Source organism: Kouleothrix sp. 19917 (genome assembly GCF_057073505.1).
In genome coordinates this window covers 5,016,059-5,032,416 of sequence record NZ_CP097099.1, presented here as the reverse complement: position 1 = coordinate 5,032,416, position 16,358 = coordinate 5,016,059, and the positions used below count along the sequence as shown (strand labels likewise).

16 protein-coding genes and 1 pseudogene are annotated in these 16,358 nt (G+C 60.9%); 14 read left to right on the top strand and 3 right to left on the bottom strand.

Features of this window, described 5'->3' with window-relative positions; genetic code table 11:
- Window positions 1–109 precede the first annotated feature (109 nt).
- Window positions 110–1,411 carry a tyrosine-type recombinase/integrase gene (locus M1P90_RS20350; protein ID WP_483697126.1) on the bottom strand — a complete coding sequence of 434 codons (1,302 nt, stop codon included), beginning with the start codon at window positions 1,409–1,411 and terminating at the stop codon, window positions 110–112.
- 85 nt (window positions 1,412–1,496) lie between these two features.
- On the opposite strand from M1P90_RS20350, the gene M1P90_RS20345 reads away from it, so the two are divergent.
- The 9 genes from M1P90_RS20345 (at window position 1,497) to M1P90_RS20305 (ending at window position 6,779) form a co-directional block, all read left to right on the top strand.
- Complete coding sequence (locus M1P90_RS20345; RefSeq protein WP_483697125.1) at window positions 1,497–2,651, top strand: hypothetical protein; 1,155 nt, start codon at window positions 1,497–1,499, stop codon at window positions 2,649–2,651.
- Window positions 2,648–2,986 carry a hypothetical protein gene (locus tag M1P90_RS20340; protein WP_483697124.1) on the top strand — a complete coding sequence of 113 codons (339 nt, stop codon included), beginning with the start codon at window positions 2,648–2,650 and terminating at the stop codon, window positions 2,984–2,986. Before M1P90_RS20345 ends, M1P90_RS20340 begins: the two co-directional genes overlap by 4 nt.
- Window positions 2,983–3,201 carry an SH3 domain-containing protein gene (locus tag M1P90_RS20335; protein WP_483697123.1) on the top strand — a complete coding sequence of 73 codons (219 nt, stop codon included), beginning with the start codon at window positions 2,983–2,985 and terminating at the stop codon, window positions 3,199–3,201. Before M1P90_RS20340 ends, M1P90_RS20335 begins: the two co-directional genes overlap by 4 nt.
- Entirely contained in the window at window positions 3,198–3,422 is a 225-nt protein-coding gene (locus tag M1P90_RS20330; RefSeq protein WP_483697122.1) for a hypothetical protein, read from the top strand. The genes M1P90_RS20335 and M1P90_RS20330 overlap by 4 nt, the downstream gene beginning before the upstream one ends.
- Window positions 3,419–3,748 carry a hypothetical protein gene (locus M1P90_RS20325; protein ID WP_483697121.1) on the top strand — a complete coding sequence of 110 codons (330 nt, stop codon included), beginning with the start codon at window positions 3,419–3,421 and terminating at the stop codon, window positions 3,746–3,748. The genes M1P90_RS20330 and M1P90_RS20325 overlap by 4 nt, the downstream gene beginning before the upstream one ends.
- A 73-nt stretch (window positions 3,749–3,821) precedes the next feature.
- A complete protein-coding gene (locus M1P90_RS20320; protein WP_483697120.1) occupies window positions 3,822–4,649 on the top strand; it encodes a ParA family protein in 828 nt (275 codons plus the stop codon).
- On the top strand, window positions 4,640–5,527 hold the full coding sequence (locus M1P90_RS20315) for a ParB N-terminal domain-containing protein (protein WP_483697119.1): 888 nt from the start codon (window positions 4,640–4,642) through the stop codon (window positions 5,525–5,527). Before M1P90_RS20320 ends, M1P90_RS20315 begins: the two co-directional genes overlap by 10 nt.
- Window positions 5,528–5,683: 156 nt before the next feature.
- Entirely contained in the window at window positions 5,684–6,148 is a 465-nt protein-coding gene (locus M1P90_RS20310) for a hypothetical protein (protein WP_483697118.1), read from the top strand.
- A gap of 10 nt (window positions 6,149–6,158) precedes the next feature.
- A complete protein-coding gene (locus tag M1P90_RS20305) occupies window positions 6,159–6,779 on the top strand; it encodes a hypothetical protein (RefSeq protein WP_483697117.1) in 621 nt (206 codons plus the stop codon).
- Between the two features lie 49 nt (window positions 6,780–6,828).
- On the opposite strand, the gene M1P90_RS20300 is transcribed toward M1P90_RS20305, so the two are convergent.
- Complete coding sequence (locus M1P90_RS20300; protein WP_483697116.1) at window positions 6,829–9,117, bottom strand: tetratricopeptide repeat protein; 2,289 nt, start codon at window positions 9,115–9,117, stop codon at window positions 6,829–6,831.
- Window positions 9,118–9,685: 568 nt separating this feature from the next.
- Here M1P90_RS20300 and M1P90_RS20295 point away from each other — a divergent pair.
- A complete protein-coding gene (locus M1P90_RS20295; protein WP_483697115.1) occupies window positions 9,686–10,561 on the top strand; it encodes a hypothetical protein in 876 nt (291 codons plus the stop codon).
- 683 nt (window positions 10,562–11,244) lie between these two features.
- On the opposite strand, the gene M1P90_RS20290 is transcribed toward M1P90_RS20295, so the two are convergent.
- Complete coding sequence (locus M1P90_RS20290) at window positions 11,245–11,463, bottom strand: hypothetical protein (RefSeq protein ID WP_483697114.1); 219 nt, start codon at window positions 11,461–11,463, stop codon at window positions 11,245–11,247.
- A 173-nt stretch (window positions 11,464–11,636) separates the two neighbouring features.
- On the opposite strand from M1P90_RS20290, the pseudogene M1P90_RS20285 reads away from it, so the two are divergent.
- From M1P90_RS20285 to groL, 4 genes and pseudogenes are all read left to right on the top strand, one after another.
- Window positions 11,637–12,305 (top strand): annotated as a pseudogene (locus M1P90_RS20285) (TCP-1/cpn60 chaperonin family protein); the annotation flags it as partial.
- Between the two features lie 1,098 nt (window positions 12,306–13,403).
- Window positions 13,404–13,619 (top strand): hypothetical protein, encoded by a 216-nt coding sequence (locus tag M1P90_RS20280; protein ID WP_483697113.1) that lies wholly within the window; start codon window positions 13,404–13,406, stop codon window positions 13,617–13,619.
- A gap of 523 nt (window positions 13,620–14,142) precedes the next feature.
- Entirely contained in the window at window positions 14,143–14,448 is a 306-nt protein-coding gene (gene groES / locus M1P90_RS20275; RefSeq protein WP_483697112.1) for a co-chaperone GroES, read from the top strand.
- Between the two features lie 81 nt (window positions 14,449–14,529).
- Window positions 14,530–16,161: a chaperonin GroEL gene (gene groL, locus M1P90_RS20270; RefSeq protein ID WP_483697111.1), complete on the top strand. Its 1,632-nt coding sequence runs from the start codon at window positions 14,530–14,532 to the stop codon at window positions 16,159–16,161.
- Window positions 16,162–16,358 lie beyond the last annotated feature (197 nt).

Here is a 16,358-nt window from a genome sequence, read left to right as displayed (position 1 = left end):
TTGTGCCGATTAGGGCATTGTGGCGGGGAGGGAGGGATTATATTTCCACAGGGTTTAAACGTTCGGCGCACGAAATATCAGTAATCAGCCCAACGGCCAATTAGGCGGCTCAAAAATCCTTATTACTGAACTGCCGGCCTAGCATTGCAAAATCGGGCAGTCGCGCCGCCGCTTCCTGCTTACGCCGCGCATCGGTCTTGGTATAGTGCGCCGTTGTGTCGAGCTGCCGATGCCCCAGTATCTCCTGTACTGTGCGCAGATCGATGTCCTCCCACACGAGCAAGCTTGCAAATGTGTGCCGCAGCCGGTGCGCGTACAGGTGGATCTCCGCATTCTCACCGGTTCGCTGCGCGAACGCCTCCAAGCGCTCCGGCAGCCAGCGGTCGAAGATATGGTTCAGGCCATTTGAGCTCAGGCGCTTCCCTTTGACATTGGTCAGCACCGGCGCGCTGCTTTTCCGCTTCTCAGGCGAAATTTTCGTTAGCTCCTCTTTCAGCGCTGGTGGTATCGGCACAGTGCGCGGGTGCCCGTTCTTGGCGGCCTCTGGCCGCACATCCAACACGCCCGCGCGCAGATGAATGTCACCCCACCGCAGCGCCGCGAGCTCGCTGATCCGAAGCCCCGTATTCAAAAATAAGAGCACTGCCAGCCGGTTGCGCTCCCAGTACCACCGCTCGCGGCTGCCTGCCGCTGGCGGTTCTTGCTCGATCGCCGCCATCAGTAGCGCAATCTCATCAGGGTACAGAGGGTTTGGGTTTGGGCCACGTTTCGGCGGGCGCTTGATGCCCTCGGTCGGCTCGTCGTTGCGGTAGCCCATGAATTTCGCCCACAGGCAGAAATCACGGATCACAGCCAGCGCATTGATCACTGATGAGCCGGCGCTGCCGCGCTTGCCAAGCACTTCTTTGTAGCGCTGAACCGTCGCAGGGTTCAGTTCTGCATGGGTGGCCTCTTCCCCTAGCCACTCGATCACCTGCTGGATGGTCCACAGGTATTTGGCGCGCCCCTTCGGCCGCCGCTGCTCGCCAATCAGGTAGTCCTCATACCCCTCGATCTGGTCAATTAGGCGTGGTGGTGTTGCGTTCGCGGATGCCAGCAGCCGTAGCTGAGTGCTCGGTACGCTCCTCATCGCTTCTAATCCTCCGATCGTTGGGCGCGTCTGCGAGTGCGCGCCCATGTGTTGAACGGAGGACAACCGTTTTTTAGTCATTGGTTTTTTCTCGATCGCACCAGGGCGGGCGATTGCGTCGAACGTGCGTGGATCGGCGCAGCCGCGCGGGCTGGTGCAATCAGCCGCGCAGAACGAAAGGAGGTGGCTTGCCGCACGGAGGTGCGGCGCAGTGTGGAGCCCCGCCTCAGCGGCGTGCAGGCCGTTTGCGGCAGAGAAATGCCCCAAGACTGTGCAGGTCATTGGGGCGCGTTGGTGCGGAAATCCCGCATCAACCAGAGCAGCGCCATTGTACCACGCTCTGTTCAATGGCGGAAGGAGAATTTCTTTGAGCGAGGCAAACAACCATGGGAATAGCAACCGGCCGGCCGCAGCGCCGGCGCTGGCAGGAACCCGAACCACCGCAGCTGCGAGGCTGCGCATGAACGAAGGAGAATTAGAGTACTCGGCAGCTGCCCATCCGCATCAAATGTGTGTCGACGAAGAGCTGAGCGCGGGGGCGTACCGCGTCTATGGGGTAATCGACTGGCTCAAGCGCAATCGCATCCCGCCCGAGCCCGAAACCATCGCCGAGCTTCTTGGTGTCACTGAACGCAGCGTGCGTCGCTGGATCACCGAGCTGCACGATGCCCACTGGCTCACCTGGAACAAGGGCGCGGCCGATCCCTGGCGCCGCTACGAGCTGCGCCAGAGCAATAGCCAGGAAGAGATCACGCTTGCCCAGATCCGCGCCCTCTTCGCCGCCGGCCAGCCGTCCATTCACGATATCCGCCGCGTCCTTGGCCAGAGTGACACAGATGTCCAAACTGACACAGATGTCCAAACTGACACAGATGTCCAAACTGACACCAGTGTCCAAATCGGTGACACTACGATCACCGATTCTGATCCTGGTGTCCAAATCGGTGACACTACGATCAGCGGTTTGGACTCTCCTGTCCATCGAGATTCGCAAACTCCGCATTCTACAGCCGCAAAACGCATTTCTGCCGCACATGTTGTTGTTGGTTCTATTACCTCTAAAAAAAGATCACCAACAGCAGCAACCGCGCACGCACAAACTGTGACCGAAATCTGGCTCCGCGCGGAAGGTGTGTCGAAGAAAAAGGCGAAGCTCTACAGCGGTTTTGACATCCACGCCGTTCAGCATGAGTGGAACGAGGCCATTCCCGTGCGCGGCCAGGTCGCAGAGCCTGAGCGCCAGAAGCGCATTGGCGGGCTGCTCGATCGCTGGGAAGTCCGCCCGCCCACACTCCCAACACCGGCCGCGCCCACTGCCCAATCCTACGTCGCCGAGGAAGCGGCCGAGTATACGCAGGCCCGCGCGTTGCTGCCCAATGGCACGCCGCTGGAGCTGCACTACCTCTACCTGCTCCTCGAAGCCGGCACCGCGCCCCAGGAGGCGCTGGCCCGGGTGCAATCCGCCGACCGCGCCGCGATCACTAGCGCACTCGCGGCCATGACCTACGGAGATGCGGCATGAGCTATTACGTGATTGAATGCACGCCGGTCGGCGGCACCCAGATCGGACACGTTGCGTTTTCCCGGCGCGCCGCCATTGCAGCGGCGCAGCAGCACAGCACGACAACGCGGCGGTGCGTTGTCGTGGAATACCGACGGCTCAACCCGCACACAGATCGGCTCGATCCGCGCACCGTCGCCACCTTTGAAAACGGCAAGCAAATCACGAATGCGGATCAGATTGTACCGCCGCGCGAAGGCAGCAACCCGTCCCAGGAGGCGCTGGTCCGAGTGCAATCCGCTGATCATCACAGCATCACGTTGGCACTCGCCAAGCTCACGCGAGGTGCCGCATGAGCATCCAAGACCAAATCACCACCCTCGAAGCGCGCCGCGCCGAGATCTACGCCGCGTCGTCGGGGCGCTGGCTCACCGCCGCCGAGCAGGAGCAGCTGCGGCAGATTACGCGTGCCCTCGATCTGGCCTGGCAGCTTCGCCGCCTCGACCAGGCCCAGCGCCCAAGGGTCGACCACGAGCTTGTGCTTGTGCGCCGTTTTGGAGGTCGCCCATGAATCATTTCGCCGACACACGCCGCGTATGGGCGGATCTCACCCGCCATCCGCAGGCCAGCACGCGCGAGATCGCGCAGCGCACTGGTTTGCCGCTCGACACGATCCAGCTGGCGATCTACTACCTCGATACGCTGGGCTATATCTGTCGCGCACCCGGCCAGTCGCGGGCGCGCCAGGTTCTGGTTCCATTCGCTGTGCTTGAAGAAGGAGCACCCGCATGAGCACCGATCCGCAGCGCGTGGCCGAGCTCGCCCGCGCCATCCAGTTCGACATCGACGAGCTTCAGCGGCGCGATGCCGCCCCGCGCACGAGCGAATTGCATTCGCCCGCTGGCCCACGCCGCATCCGCCTGCGCATCAGTGCCGCCACCGAAGCTGAGGCCGAGCAGGCCAGGCGGCTAATCGAGCAGCTGCTCGCCACCTTGAATTGCCAGATGCAGCCCGCCCGCGCCGGCGCCAACCCGCGCTACGCCACCGCCCCGCGCTGGCTGTGCTACGGCAGCATCGAGCTGCCCGCAGACCGGCCGCGCCGTCGTCGTCCATCGTAGGGGCGAAGCATCACTGGCGAACCACCGTTCGCCAGTGATGCTTCGCCCACCGCATTCACACAAGGAGAGGCACATGATCATCGCAACCGCAATGCAAAAAGGCGGCGTGGGCAAAACCACCACCGCCCTCGCGCTGGGTGCCGAGCTCGCCCACGCCGGCCGGCGCGTGCTGCTGGTCGACCTCGACCCGCAATCGAATCTGACGCAGGGTCTGGGCTTCGATCCGAGCGAGCTCGTCGGCAACTCCGTCTATGAGGCTATGCTCAACCCCGAGCAGGCCGCGAGCTATATGCTGCACGCTGGGGGTCTGGGGTCTGGGGTTCGGGGTTTGGGAGAAACGCTGTCACTCCTAGACTCTAATCCCGAAACCCGATACCCCTGTCTCGATCTCCTGCCCGCCACCCTGGCTCTCGCCGGCGCCGAGCTGCAGTTCGCCGGGAGGTTCGGCCGCGAGCTGCTGCTCCGTTCCGCGCTCGCGCCGCTGCGCAGGCAGTACGACTACATTCTGATCGACAGTCCGCCATCGCTAGGGCTGTTCACGGTGAACGCGCTCACCGCTGCCGATACGGTGCTCGTGCCGCTCCAGGCGCATGTGTTTGCGCTCGGGGCCATGTCGCAGCTGGAAGATACGATCTCGATGATCCGCCAGCTGAATCCTACGCTTACCATCGGCGGCATCGTCATTACCATGGTCGATCGGCGCACGTCGGTGAATGCACTCATCGAGAGCGAGGCCCGCGAGCGCTACGGCGATCTGGTGTTTCAATCCACGATCCCGTTCAGCACCAAGATCACCGAGGCCCCCGCGGCTGGCGTGCCGGTCACCGAGTACGCCGCCGAGAGCGCCGGCGCGAAGGCGTACCGCGCGCTGGCCAAGGAAGTGAGGCAGCGATGGCAGTGAAGAATCTCAAGGACGCAATCCGCGAGCGGACGACACCGGCGAAGGGAACCGCCTACGCCGTTGGCACGCCAGCCCAGGAGCTGCAGCCCGAGGCGATACGCACCGATGGTGGCACGCAGGCCCGCGCCGAGCTGAATGTCGCCACGGTCGAGGAATATGCCCAGGCAATGCAGGAAGGTGCAATTTTCCCGCCAATCGTGGTCTACTACGACGGCAGCGATTACTGGTTGGCCGATGGCTTTCACCGCGTTGCTGCGGCGCGCAGCGCCGGCCGCGCCGTCGTCGCCGACGTGCGCCCCGGCACCCGGCGCGATGCGATCCTGTGGGCGGTGGGCGCGAACGACACGCACGGCCTGCGGCGCACGCGCGAGGATGTACGCCGCTCGATTGAAACGTTGCTGCGCGATACCGAATGGGGCCAGTGGTCTGATCGGGAGATCGCTCGTCAGGTGCATTGCCACCACAACACAGTAGCAACTGTGCGCGAAAAGCTATCTGGCGAAATTAGCCAGATGGAGACACGCACCGTCGCGCGGAAGGGCACCACCTACCAGCAGAAACGCCGCGAACCATCCGCCGAGCCGCCAGCCAGCAAAAGTACAGCGCCAGCCGATCCACCAACGTCCGAGCCACCCAGCCACAATGCCAAATTCGTGAATTTGACGAATTCACCCGAAGAATCGGCGGAATGGGTCACACCGCCCGCCCACGAAATCTGGCGTGACGCACTCTCACAGTTTCGCGGCGCAAAGGCCCAGGCCCGCGCCGTGCAGCTCCAGGCCAGGCACTTCGTTGGCCAGCAGCGCCGCACACTCTTGGAAGAGATCGAGAGCTTGCAGAAGGGATTAGAGGCAGCGAAAGAAGCGCTGAGAGGATAGCGGGTCGCCTGCCCTGAGCTTGTCGAAGGGTCGGTCGTCGGTCGTCAGTCGTCGAACATTGGCGGGGTTGTGGCGTGTCTCACCACGCCACAGCGCCGGAGTCACCACAGCGCCCCCGCCGGGCGCAATTGTATCGTACGATACAGAAAGAGTCACATGGGAACCCAACAGGAACGGGTGGCCGGCACCACCTACTTCAACGGCTACAGAGTTGGCGCGTGGGCCACGCACGCCGCCAGCTGGCTCACCACCTACTGGCTCTGCGAGTGGGTCGGCCAGCCCACCACCGACGAGGGCCGCGTGATCGTCGGCGTGATCTCGATCATCATCGAGTTCTTTGTGCTGCACAAGATGAAGCGGCTGCTCTTCGACGACAGCCACGGCAACGATGCAGTGGGCTGGGCGGGCTTCGCGATCGACAGCATTATCAACGCGGGTGGTCTGTTCCCGAAGATGGGCCGCCTGGCCGCCTGGCCACCCCTCGCAGCGCTGGCCGCCATCGCCGGCCTCGACACCACCACCGGCGCGGCGAACACTGGCCTAGCCTTCGCACTTGCGCTGGGCATCGGCGTGTTGCTGTCTGTGCTGCCCATCCGACTCGATCAAATGGCCGACCGATAAGGAGATCGCCATGTGGCAGACACTTGAAGGGCTGTTCTACGCCGCTATGATCCTGCTCTTTCTCAGCTCGTTTCTCCCGAGACGGATCACAACGAAGGTCGCCAACGCGCCAGCCTATGCCGTGCCGTTCGCGGCGGCGCTGCTTCGCTGGCTTGCTGCCCACATGGCGATCCTGTTTTCCTATGCCTGGCGTTTCTGCATCGAGCTTGGCCGACTGGTCGAACCAATGCTGTACCGCCTGGTCACCGGCCGCGACCCCGCCGCCCGCACGGGCGCAATGTTCCCGACCGTTGGGGGCGTGTTGCACACGCCCACCCTCCCCCCACCGGTGCCACCCACTTCTCCGCTACCCGCCGCCGAAAACCCCGATCTCCACGGTGGCGGTCCACCGCCCACCGAGGCCGATTTCCCACCCGCCACCGCAGACGAGCTGCAGGCACTCGGGCGCGCCCTGCGACATAATCTCACCTCGGCAGACAAGACCAAATCAGGGGCAATCAAAGCCGGATGGGGGTTATCCCGCTCCGGCACCGACCCACGCTATAAGCGTGCCAGCCAGCTCTACGATCTCGCCATCAAAGAGCCAGCGCCCCCGCCCAGGCCCGAGATCAAGATCACCCGGCGCGCATAACTTCGCGATAAGTAATGAGGCAGGGACAGGGGAGACGTAGGCATGGACATTAGTTTGCTTGTTTCTCCCCATCTTCTTGCCTCGCGTCCCGTGCCTCTTCGCTCTGCACCCGTAGCTTCTTCTCAATCGCCGCCAAATTATCACGTGAGTTGCACGTGTCGGGATGATCCGCACCAAGCGCTTGCTCAAATATCGCCAGCCCTCGCCGCATCAGCCTTGCCGCTTCATCAAGCTTGTCTTCGTAGTAGCATAGGGTGGCAAGATTGTTCAGACTGCGAGCAGTATAGGGGTGCGTAAGTCCCAGCACCTGCTGGCGTATTGCAAGCGCCTGCTCGTAGTAGGGTCGCGCGCCTGCATACTCGCCCATATTTTCCAGCAGGTAGCCCAGGTTGTTCAGGCTGCGAGCGGTGTTGGGGTGGGTCGGACCTTGCACCTGCTTATAGATAGTAAGCGCCTGCTCATAGTACGGTCGCGCGCCTACATTGTCGCCTTGGGCTTGCAGCAGGTAGCCCATGTTGTGTAGGCTATGAGCGGTGTCGAGGTGGTCCTTTCCTAACGCCTGCTCAGTGATGGTCAGCGCTCGCTCATAGCAGAGCCGTGCGGCTTGGAGGTCACCCTGTGCTTGCAGCAGAACACCCAGGTTGTTCAAGGTGCGAGCAGTGTAAACATGGGTTGAACCCTGCGCTTGCTCATTAATTGCTAGCGCCCGCTCATAGTACGGTCGCGCGCCTACATTGTCGCCTTGGGCTTGCAGCAGAGTACCTAGGTTATTCAGGCTGCGAGCGGTGTAAGGATGAATTGGTCCCTTCACTTTCTCGGTGATGGCGAGCGCCCGTTCAAAGTAGAGTCGCGCGTTTTGGAGATTGCCCTGTTCTTGGAGCAGTGCACCCAGCTCGTTACAAAGCTGCGCGGCGCGTTCGTCGTCGCGCGCCATCGCGCGGTCGGTCATGTGGCGCAGGTGCGTCTGCATCGGCCCCCATCGAAGCGGGTAGCCGTCATTGTTCAGGGCTCTCGCGCGCTTGTCAACCACGTCTTCCACCGCGCCCAGCGCCGCCTCATCCACCACCGCCCGCCCGGCGTAGCGCGCCAGCAGCCGGTGCAGCTTCAGGCTGTCGTCGCCTGCCCGCTCCAGTAGCCCCACTTCCAGCAGCCGCGCCACGCCGTCGCTGCGCACCAGCTCCGCCTCGTCGTCGCCCGCGTCTACCGCCAGCGTGGCTTCCAGCAGCTCCTGCGGGAATGGCTCGCCTGGCGCCAGGCACGCCGCCCGCGCCAGCAGCGCCCACGCCGCCGCGTCAATCGGATCGTCGCCTGCGAGCCGGTCGAGGCTGAGCGCAAACGCTTTCGCTACATGCATCTCACGCCCGCTTGGCCGCTCTTTCACGCCGCGCCCGGTCAGCGAGGCGTGTTCCAGCAGGGTTGGGCTTTCCAGGGCTTCCAAGTACTTCGGCACCGGCGTGCCGTAGCGCTGGAGGAAGCTGCCGGCCAGGTGCAGGGCCAGTGGAAGCCGCCCCAGCACCTCAGCGACCTGCGCCGCTTCATCGTCCGTCAGCCGCGCGCACAGCGCTTGCAGCAGCGCCACGCTTGCATTGCTATCCAGCACATCGAGCGCAAGTGTCGCGGCGCGCAGCGTGGGCGGCCACAGCGCATTCCGGCTGGTTACCAGCACCCGGCAGCCGCCGCCCTGCGGCCGGTATTCGCGCAGCAGCTCAGGATCTTCGCAGTTGTCGAAGATCAGCAGGCGCGGAATTTCACGTGCCCACTCTGCCCGCACCAGCCGCACTTGGTCGTCAAGACTCAACCCTGCCATTCCTGCTAGGCGCAGCCCACCCGGCCCGCCGCACTGCGCAATTTCGCTGGGGATGTTCACGGCTTCGGCGCAGTTCACCCAGAACACGCCGCCCAGGAAGTGCGGCGCATAGCGCCAGGCTGCTTCAATCGCAAGGCTGGTCTTGCCCACGCCGCCAATACCGGTGCTGATCACATTCGCATCGCCGGCCGCCAGTGCCGCCGCCACCGCGCGCAGCTCGTCGTCTCGCCCGGTAAAAAGCGCATTCGGCTGGTACGGCATGCGCGAGCCAAGCGGCAGCGTGCGCGCTACATCTGGCACGGCAGCAACGGGCAGTTGGGCAAACGCCGCCTCGGCCGCTACTTGGTCAACCGGCGGCAGCGGGGGCAGGTCGAGGTACTGCACCGTCACCGAGCCAAGCACATCACCGGCCACAGCCAAGCCAACCACGGCTGAATCGCCAATGTTCACGGTATGCTGGCGCGCAGCCGGCGCAGGGTCGGCTTCCGGTTGTGTCTGCTTCGTTTCGTCTGAGGGATCGAGGGCGGCCATGCGTGGCTCCCGGCCGCGCCGAGCGTAGGGGATTGCCAGCGTCGCGCCGGCAGTGCTACAATAGGCGCAGCATCACACGGATGTCAGCGCACCCACCCCGCCAGCCAAAGCAGGGGTGGGTGTCGCGTTTTCTCACCTCAGTATAGCAGATCCTGTCCCGGCCGACCTGCGTATCCGCCCTGGTCGTCCAGACCAACCTCCTTGTCGTCCGGGCCGACACACAGGTCGGCCTCTGCTTCATCTGCGTGCTCTCCGCTGAACCCACACCAGCGGCGCCCGTGTGCCCTGAGTCTAATGGAAATTGTATTGTAGGGCATAAACAAATAATTTGCCGTTATTTTTTGTATATACAATTGTTATTTTATTGTATTTATTAAAGACCATAAATTCAATAAATGTGTTAGAATATGTATATACAAAAATAATTTACTAGAAAAGCAGCTTTTGCCAGTGAGCGCACTGTTCCAGGTAATGCACTGGCCGCGTGGCTGGGCAGTTCGGGCAGAGCCGTCGCTCAAGGAATGCCCCTCCTCCACTATAGCGTGGCCACGCCGGAAGGAATACAGCCATGACTCAAATGCACCCGAACTTCGAAACCTTGCTAGCCACTGCCCATGATCTCGACATTACGATAATCACGGGCCAGGTTGGGCCGCCCATCAATGGCCGCATGTGGATCGGCGACCGTGCTTTGGACGCCATTCTGTGCCCGAATGGCACCGAACGAAAAGTTGCGATCATGATTGTGCCGAGTGGCTCCAGCGAAACCTCTATTCACCTCGGAAAGCGAACCCTCAACACCACAGAGCTCGCCCGCTTTGCCGAAAATGGCGCCGCGGTCGGCGGCAACGTAATTGAGGGCTGGCTGGCGGTGCTGACACCTTCCATGTGGCTAGAGCGCTACCCGCGCGGGCCAGCCACCGACAGCGGCTCAGCGACTTTGGCAGCAGCGATCGCGGCCGGCTGGCCGGCAATCTATGATGATCATCCGGCGCTCTTTCTTGGCGTCACGCCACTATCCACGCTATTTGCCCAGGCCAATGTTGGGCGCGCCGTCACCTTGCTGGTCGCAACACTCGCCACACTGCCGCACCCAGTCGCCGAACAGCCCGCCATCGTGCCGCTGCTGCAACACGCTCCTGCTCGCGCGCTGCAGCGCCAGAATACCCGCGCCGGAGCCATTCGCGTCATTCAGCAAGACGCCTGGGAGCGTCCGCGCAACCCAGATGCGCCAGCGCCCACCACACGCGAGCCGGCGATCGGTGATCGAGTGGTCATTCAGCAGGGGCGGCGCACTATTCCCGCGTTTCTTGGCCAGATCGGAACGGTGGTCCAGCTCTTCCGCGTGCCGCGCGACAGCTGCCTGGTGCGGGTCGATGGCGACCGCGCTGGGCAACCAGAGCTGTTCTGCTACCACGATGAAGTTGCACTGTATGAGGTATAAAGAGGGAAGCAATGAAACCAGAGTCGTCCCAAGCAATCGCTGACGGGCTAGCGGTACCCTGGTCGTGGTGCTCGGTATGCCAGCGCGCCTACGTGAGCGGCACCTGCCGTATCGTTCGATTTCCTCCAGATGCGCTCCACGCACATCCGCCTGTGTTAAAAATGTGCCCATACGTGGGCTGTAGCGGCAGCATCAGCCGCAATGGATGGTTGTGGTCAAGTGTACGCTTGCAACACCCTGAATACCCTTTCACACCACAGCCGAACGTTGTCTACACGCGCTCGGTATAGGGCAGTATTCGCATGGCAATACCCATCTCATGAAGATTGGAAAGGCATATCAATGCTCGCACATATACTCGTCGCTATCAAAGCCCGGGCTGGCCTTATGCTTGCTTTGCTCGGATGGCTCGTGATGGCGTCTGCAATTGATACACCAAGGATACAAACCGACAGTATACAAGTGCTCTGGCTTGGTATTGGGTTTATTTTTCTCATTAGTGGGCTTATAACCATGATCTTTGTAGATCAGTAGCTGGCATTTGAGGAAACGCGGGTAGGAATAAGGCGGCTAGTCTATATTTGGTCTGATTTCGCACCAGTGATGAGAGCCGTAGGCCGGTAACACACGCACCATGCTTTTCCTAGCTTGGTGAGTGCCCGCGCTGCACTCTCGCCGTACCCTTACAAGTCGGTGACCGAACTGCCCTCCGAAGGCAGCGGCCGCCAACCGTTGCGGAGCGCCGCGCGAATGATCAGATCGATCACAACTTGTGACCCGCGCTGCTGACGTTTTTCCTCAAGAAAGGTCAACGCAGCCTCAACCTCAGCCACCCGGCTGGCGGGTACAGAGATCAGCAGGTGCCCACTCTTGCCGTTTTCTGATCGCCGTGTTATCTTCATGGTTGTCGCCTTTCTCGATATTAGTATATACGGTTATTATATGGTTATGGCTGGGCAAAAGCAAAATATAATCATAACGAAATGTATTTGTATATACAATAATCATTCGAAATCCGCGAGAATATATCCACAAATCCCTCCTGCGTTCTTTATAGCAAAGGCAAACAAACCCTATGTCCAAGCAACTGAAATTCAACGAAGAGGCCCGGCGCGCGCTGAAACGTGGCGTGGATCAGGTGGCCGATGCCGTTAAGACGACGCTTGGCCCGCGCGGCCGCAATGTCGCGATCGACAAAAAGTTCGGCGCGCCGACCGTCACCCACGACGGCGTGACGGTTGCCAAAGAGATCGAGCTCAAGGACCCGTTTGAGAACATGGGTGCCCGCCTGCTCGTCGAGGTCGCGACCAAGACCAACGACGTCGCCGGCGACGGCACCACCACCGCCACCGTGCTGGCTCAGGCGATTGTGACTGAGGGCCTGAAGATTGTGGCCGCTGGTGCTAACCCGATGCTAATCAAGCGCGGCCTCGACAAGGGTGCGCAGGCAATCCTGGCGCGATTGAGCACGCTGGCCAAGCCGGTGCGCGACCGCGCCGACATTGCGCACGTCGCCACCATTTCCGCCGCCGACTCCGAAATTGGCGACCTGATCGCCGAGGTGATGGAGAAGGTTGGCAAGGACGGCGTCATCACCGTCGAGGAAAGCAAGGGCATCGCCTTCGAGAAGGAATACACCGAGGGCATACAGATCGACCGCGGCTACATCTCGGCCTACTTCGCCACCAACCAGCAGCGCATGGAAGCCGAGCTGGACGACCCCTACATCCTGATCACCGACAAGTTGTGTTTTATGGGAGCGTTGGCGAAGATCGAAATGCTGAGTGGATGGAAATCGTAATGCTGTATATTTCCTTGCGGTGATACAGACAAGCATTTTTCTGCACGCCTTTTCGCGTGGTGTCTTGCTTTGGAAGCTGTATGGCAGAGTCTGCTGCTTGAGAAACGTGCATATCTCGCTTGTTGGGAAAGAAGGTATGAGTGACGCGCCATACTGTAGTGATAACTGTGGTATACTAAATCCATCACTTCCACACGCACAGTTTGTGCTTTCCCACCCGAGCGACGCGCTCGACCATATCGCCCAGCGCTTGATCGGCACTCATGCGGTTCGCGATAGCAAGGACCGCTCTATCGTGTTTGGGCGCTATCTTCATTGGCGAACATCAATATGGTATGAGCTGCCTGGAGCTTAGATCTTGAGCGTTACGAAGTATTCCGCTTAGGCGTTCTGAGATCTGAGTTTCAGCCCTTTCCTACCCCATCCTCTCTATTTTCCTCGGTGCTGCGAGGTGGCCAAACTTGGGCTACTGAGCTTGATGTTGCACGAAGTTGTGATTGTGTGCCGACGATAGCCCTGGGGAACTGCTTCTTGCGGGACCTGGCTGTTGGCCGCTGAGCATACCTTACGACTTGTAGCTCGGCTGCACACACTTGACCTGGCCGGACCCGCAGCGCCACATTTGCAATGGCGCTAAGAATGGTAGCAGGGAGCGACGATCTGCCAGATACCACGCAGTAGGCAAGGAAATAGGCTATTTTATGGTGATGGTGCTACTCGCCGAGCCGGCTGCTTAGCCAGCTCCGCAGTAGTAGGAGAAAGGCTTTCAGCGATGCGGTTACGATACCCGGCTGTGGTGTTCGCGCCCAATGGCGGGGCTACCTTTATCGTCCAAATCAACTTGTCGACAACTTCGACCCAGTTGTGTACGCCGATGCCTGCGATTGATGCGAATGGCCGGCTTGCGGCACCGTGGCGCTGGGGCGGTCACCACATCGACGTCGAGACGAGATCGGTCCGTTTTACCTTCGTTAACAGGCTCAACCAGGCGCGCTGGATAAAAGTGGTGTCATTTGACTCGCCGTAATGGAGATCGATTCCATGAAAAAAATCCAAAGTCGTGTGCAGCGGCAAGGACAGGTTTACCGCTTTTCGCATGCGGGCACAGACTATGCGGCGTTTGTTTGGCAAATACGTGTAGGATTTCGTGGGCGGATCGAAGGGAATGCATACGTGCCAGAGCAGACCGGCCCGACTTCACTTGCGGTACGGGAGGCGCTGCTCCAATGGCTTGCCGCGCATAGCGCATCGATTTAGCACGAGACGTGGCGACGGATATAAGCATAAAGAGGTTGCTTTGAACAATGAACAGTTGGATGCAGGACCAGGCTTGTCACTGCCGTGGACGTGGTGTTCGCACTGTCAGCGTGCATACTTGACGGGGACATCGCGAATGGTTCGGTTTACGGCCGATGCACTCCATCCCCACCCGGCGGCCTTAGCGCTTTGCCCGTATTTCGATTGCAGTGGCAGCACATGGCGCTATGGATGGCGCTGGGAATTACTCCGGCAGCACCATCCAGAGTATCCGCTAACGCCGACGCCTGACACTGTCTATGTTCGCTAGATGCGCGGATAGAGGCGAGCACCGGATACAGGAGTTTGTTAGCTGGAAAGGGAGAAAGGCACTGCGCGAATAGGGTTTTATACAAGCGCACGACCCATTTCAAGTGAGTAACTATGAAGGGCAGCGAACACTCACACTTCCTGAGTATTTGCTGCGCTTTTTGTTGGCCCAAGAATGGTGGTTTATTCAAGCATATTGGAGGTACTTCTATTGATGGCAGCCGATTTTCGGATTCGGCCGCTAGGCGACCGCGTTGTGGTCAAGCCAGCGGAGCGCGAGGAAAAGACCAAGGGTGGCATCTTCCTGCCCGACACCGCCAGCAAAGAACGCCCGATGGAAGGCACCATCCTGGCTGTTGGTGAGGGTCGCCTGGACGACAATGGCAAGCACGTGCCGATGAACGTGCAGTCGGGCGACAAGGTTCTGTTCGCCAAGTACAGCGGCACCGAGTACAAGATCGACGATGTCGAATACCTGATCCTTAGCGAAAAAGATATTCTGGGCATCATCCAGGAGTAGGGTTGAATTTTGAGTGCTCAGTTTTGAGGTAATCAACACCCAAAACTCAGAACTTCTGTATATGGAGGAAATCGAAGGGATATGCCGAAGCAGTTATTTTTCAACGAAGAGGCCCGGCGCGCGCTCAAGCGCGGCGTCGATGTCGTGGCCGATGCCGTCAAGACGACGCTTGGCCCGCGCGGCCGCAATGTCGCGATCGACAAGAAGTACGGCGCGCCGACCGTCACCCACGACGGCGTGACGGTTGCCAAAGAGATCGAGCTCAAGGACCCGTTTGAGAACATGGGTGCCCGCCTGCTCGTCGAGGTCGCGACCAAGACCAACGACGTCGCCGGCGACGGCACCACCACCGCCACCGTGCTGGCTCAGGCGATTGTGACTGAGGGCCTGAAGATTGTGGCCGCTGGTGCTAACCCGATGCTAATCAAGCGCGGCCTCGACAAGGGTGCGCAGGCAATCCTGGCGCGATTGAGCACGCTGGCCAAGCCGGTGCGCGACCGCGCCGACATTGCGCACGTCGCCACCATTTCCGCCGCCGACTCCGAAATTGGCGACCTGATCGCCGAGGTGATGGAGAAGGTTGGCAAGGACGGCGTCATCACCGTCGAGGAAAGCAAGGGCATCGCCTTCGAGAAGGAATACACCGAGGGCATGCAGATCGACCGCGGCTACATCTCGGCCTACTTCGCCACCAACCAGCAGCGCATGGAAGCCGAGCTGGACGACCCCTACATCTTGATCACCGACAAGAAGATCTCGGCGATCAACGAGATCCTGCCGGTGCTGGAGAAAGTGGCACAAAGCCGCACCCCGCTACTCATCCTCGCAGAAGATGTCGACGGCGAGGCACTCGCCACCATGGTGGTCAATCGCCTGCGCGGCACGATCAACATCCTGGCCGTGAAAGCCCCCGGTTTTGGCGACCGGCGCAAGGCCATGCTGCAGGACATCGCGATCCTGACCGGCGGCACGGTGATCTCGGAAGAGATTGGCCGCAAGCTCGACAGCGCGACGCTGGAAGACCTGGGCCGCGCCCGCAAGGTTGTGGCCGACAAAGATACCACCACCTTTGTTGAGGGCCACGGCGATGCGGCGGCCATTCGCGCCCGCATCGAGCAGATCCGCGCACAAAGCGAGGCAAGCACCAGCGACTTCGACCGCGAGAAGCTGCAGGAGCGGCTGGCGAAGCTGGCCGGCGGCGTGGCGGTCCTCAAGGTCGGTGGTGCTACCGAGCCTGAGCTGAAGGAAAAGAAGCACCGCGTTGAGGACGCCCTTTCGACGGCGCGCGCTGCGGTTGAGGAAGGTATCGTCCCGGGCGGCGGCGTGGCGCTGATCAACGCACTCGGCGCGCTGGAACACGTGCAGACGAACAACGACGACGAGCGCTTTGGCGTGCAGATCCTGCGCCGCGCCCTTGAGGAGCCGATGCGCCAGCTCGCCAAGAATGCCGGTGAGGAAGGCTCGCTCATTATCAACGCAGTGCGCCGGCACCAGCACGAGCACGGCGATACGGCCTACGGCTACAACGTGCTGAGCGGCGAGTTCGGCGACATGCTCGAGCAGGGCGTGGTCGACCCGGTGAAGGTGACGAGGAGTGCAGTGCAGAATGCGGTTTCAATCGCGGGCCTGCTGCTGACCACCGAGGCGCTGATCACCGACATCCCCGAGGGGCGGGCGGGTGGTGCGGGACCTGCCGATGAGACGGATTTCTAAGTGGCAAGCGATAGACGGTGAGAATTAGAAAACTGATGCTAGCCATCCCCCCGCTGACGAAACGAGCGAGTTGGGCGGCGACCGCATAGTATGGTGTGAACCGCATGAGAACAATCCCGATTGTTGAGAATGACTTTCTATATGCCGATAATGAGACGCTGGCACTTGATAGCCCGCATTGGTTTGCGTGGCTGATG

Excerpts from the sequence above, each read along its gene's own strand:
- M1P90_RS20320 (WP_483697120.1), top strand. The coding sequence starts at position 3,822 with ATGATCATCGCAACCGCAATGCAAAAAGGCGGCGTGGGCAAAACCACC.
- M1P90_RS20290 (WP_483697114.1), bottom strand. The coding sequence starts at position 11,463 with ATGAAGATAACACGGCGATCAGAAAACGGCAAGAGTGGGCACCTGCTG.
- M1P90_RS20350 (WP_483697126.1), bottom strand. The coding sequence starts at position 1,411 with ATGACCTGCACAGTCTTGGGGCATTTCTCTGCCGCAAACGGCCTGCAC.
- M1P90_RS20330 (WP_483697122.1), top strand. The coding sequence starts at position 3,198 with ATGAATCATTTCGCCGACACACGCCGCGTATGGGCGGATCTCACCCGC.
- M1P90_RS20295 (WP_483697115.1), top strand. The coding sequence starts at position 9,686 with ATGACTCAAATGCACCCGAACTTCGAAACCTTGCTAGCCACTGCCCAT.
- M1P90_RS20325 (WP_483697121.1), top strand. The coding sequence starts at position 3,419 with ATGAGCACCGATCCGCAGCGCGTGGCCGAGCTCGCCCGCGCCATCCAG.
- M1P90_RS20315 (WP_483697119.1), top strand. The coding sequence starts at position 4,640 with ATGGCAGTGAAGAATCTCAAGGACGCAATCCGCGAGCGGACGACACCG.
- M1P90_RS20340 (WP_483697124.1), top strand. The coding sequence starts at position 2,648 with ATGAGCTATTACGTGATTGAATGCACGCCGGTCGGCGGCACCCAGATC.
- M1P90_RS20280 (WP_483697113.1), top strand. The coding sequence starts at position 13,404 with ATGAAAAAAATCCAAAGTCGTGTGCAGCGGCAAGGACAGGTTTACCGC.
- groES (WP_483697112.1), top strand. The coding sequence starts at position 14,143 with ATGGCAGCCGATTTTCGGATTCGGCCGCTAGGCGACCGCGTTGTGGTC.
- M1P90_RS20300 (WP_483697116.1), bottom strand. The coding sequence starts at position 9,117 with ATGGCCGCCCTCGATCCCTCAGACGAAACGAAGCAGACACAACCGGAA.
- M1P90_RS20335 (WP_483697123.1), top strand. The coding sequence starts at position 2,983 with ATGAGCATCCAAGACCAAATCACCACCCTCGAAGCGCGCCGCGCCGAG.
- M1P90_RS20305 (WP_483697117.1), top strand. The coding sequence starts at position 6,159 with ATGTGGCAGACACTTGAAGGGCTGTTCTACGCCGCTATGATCCTGCTC.
- M1P90_RS20310 (WP_483697118.1), top strand. The coding sequence starts at position 5,684 with ATGGGAACCCAACAGGAACGGGTGGCCGGCACCACCTACTTCAACGGC.
- groL (WP_483697111.1), top strand. The coding sequence starts at position 14,530 with ATGCCGAAGCAGTTATTTTTCAACGAAGAGGCCCGGCGCGCGCTCAAG.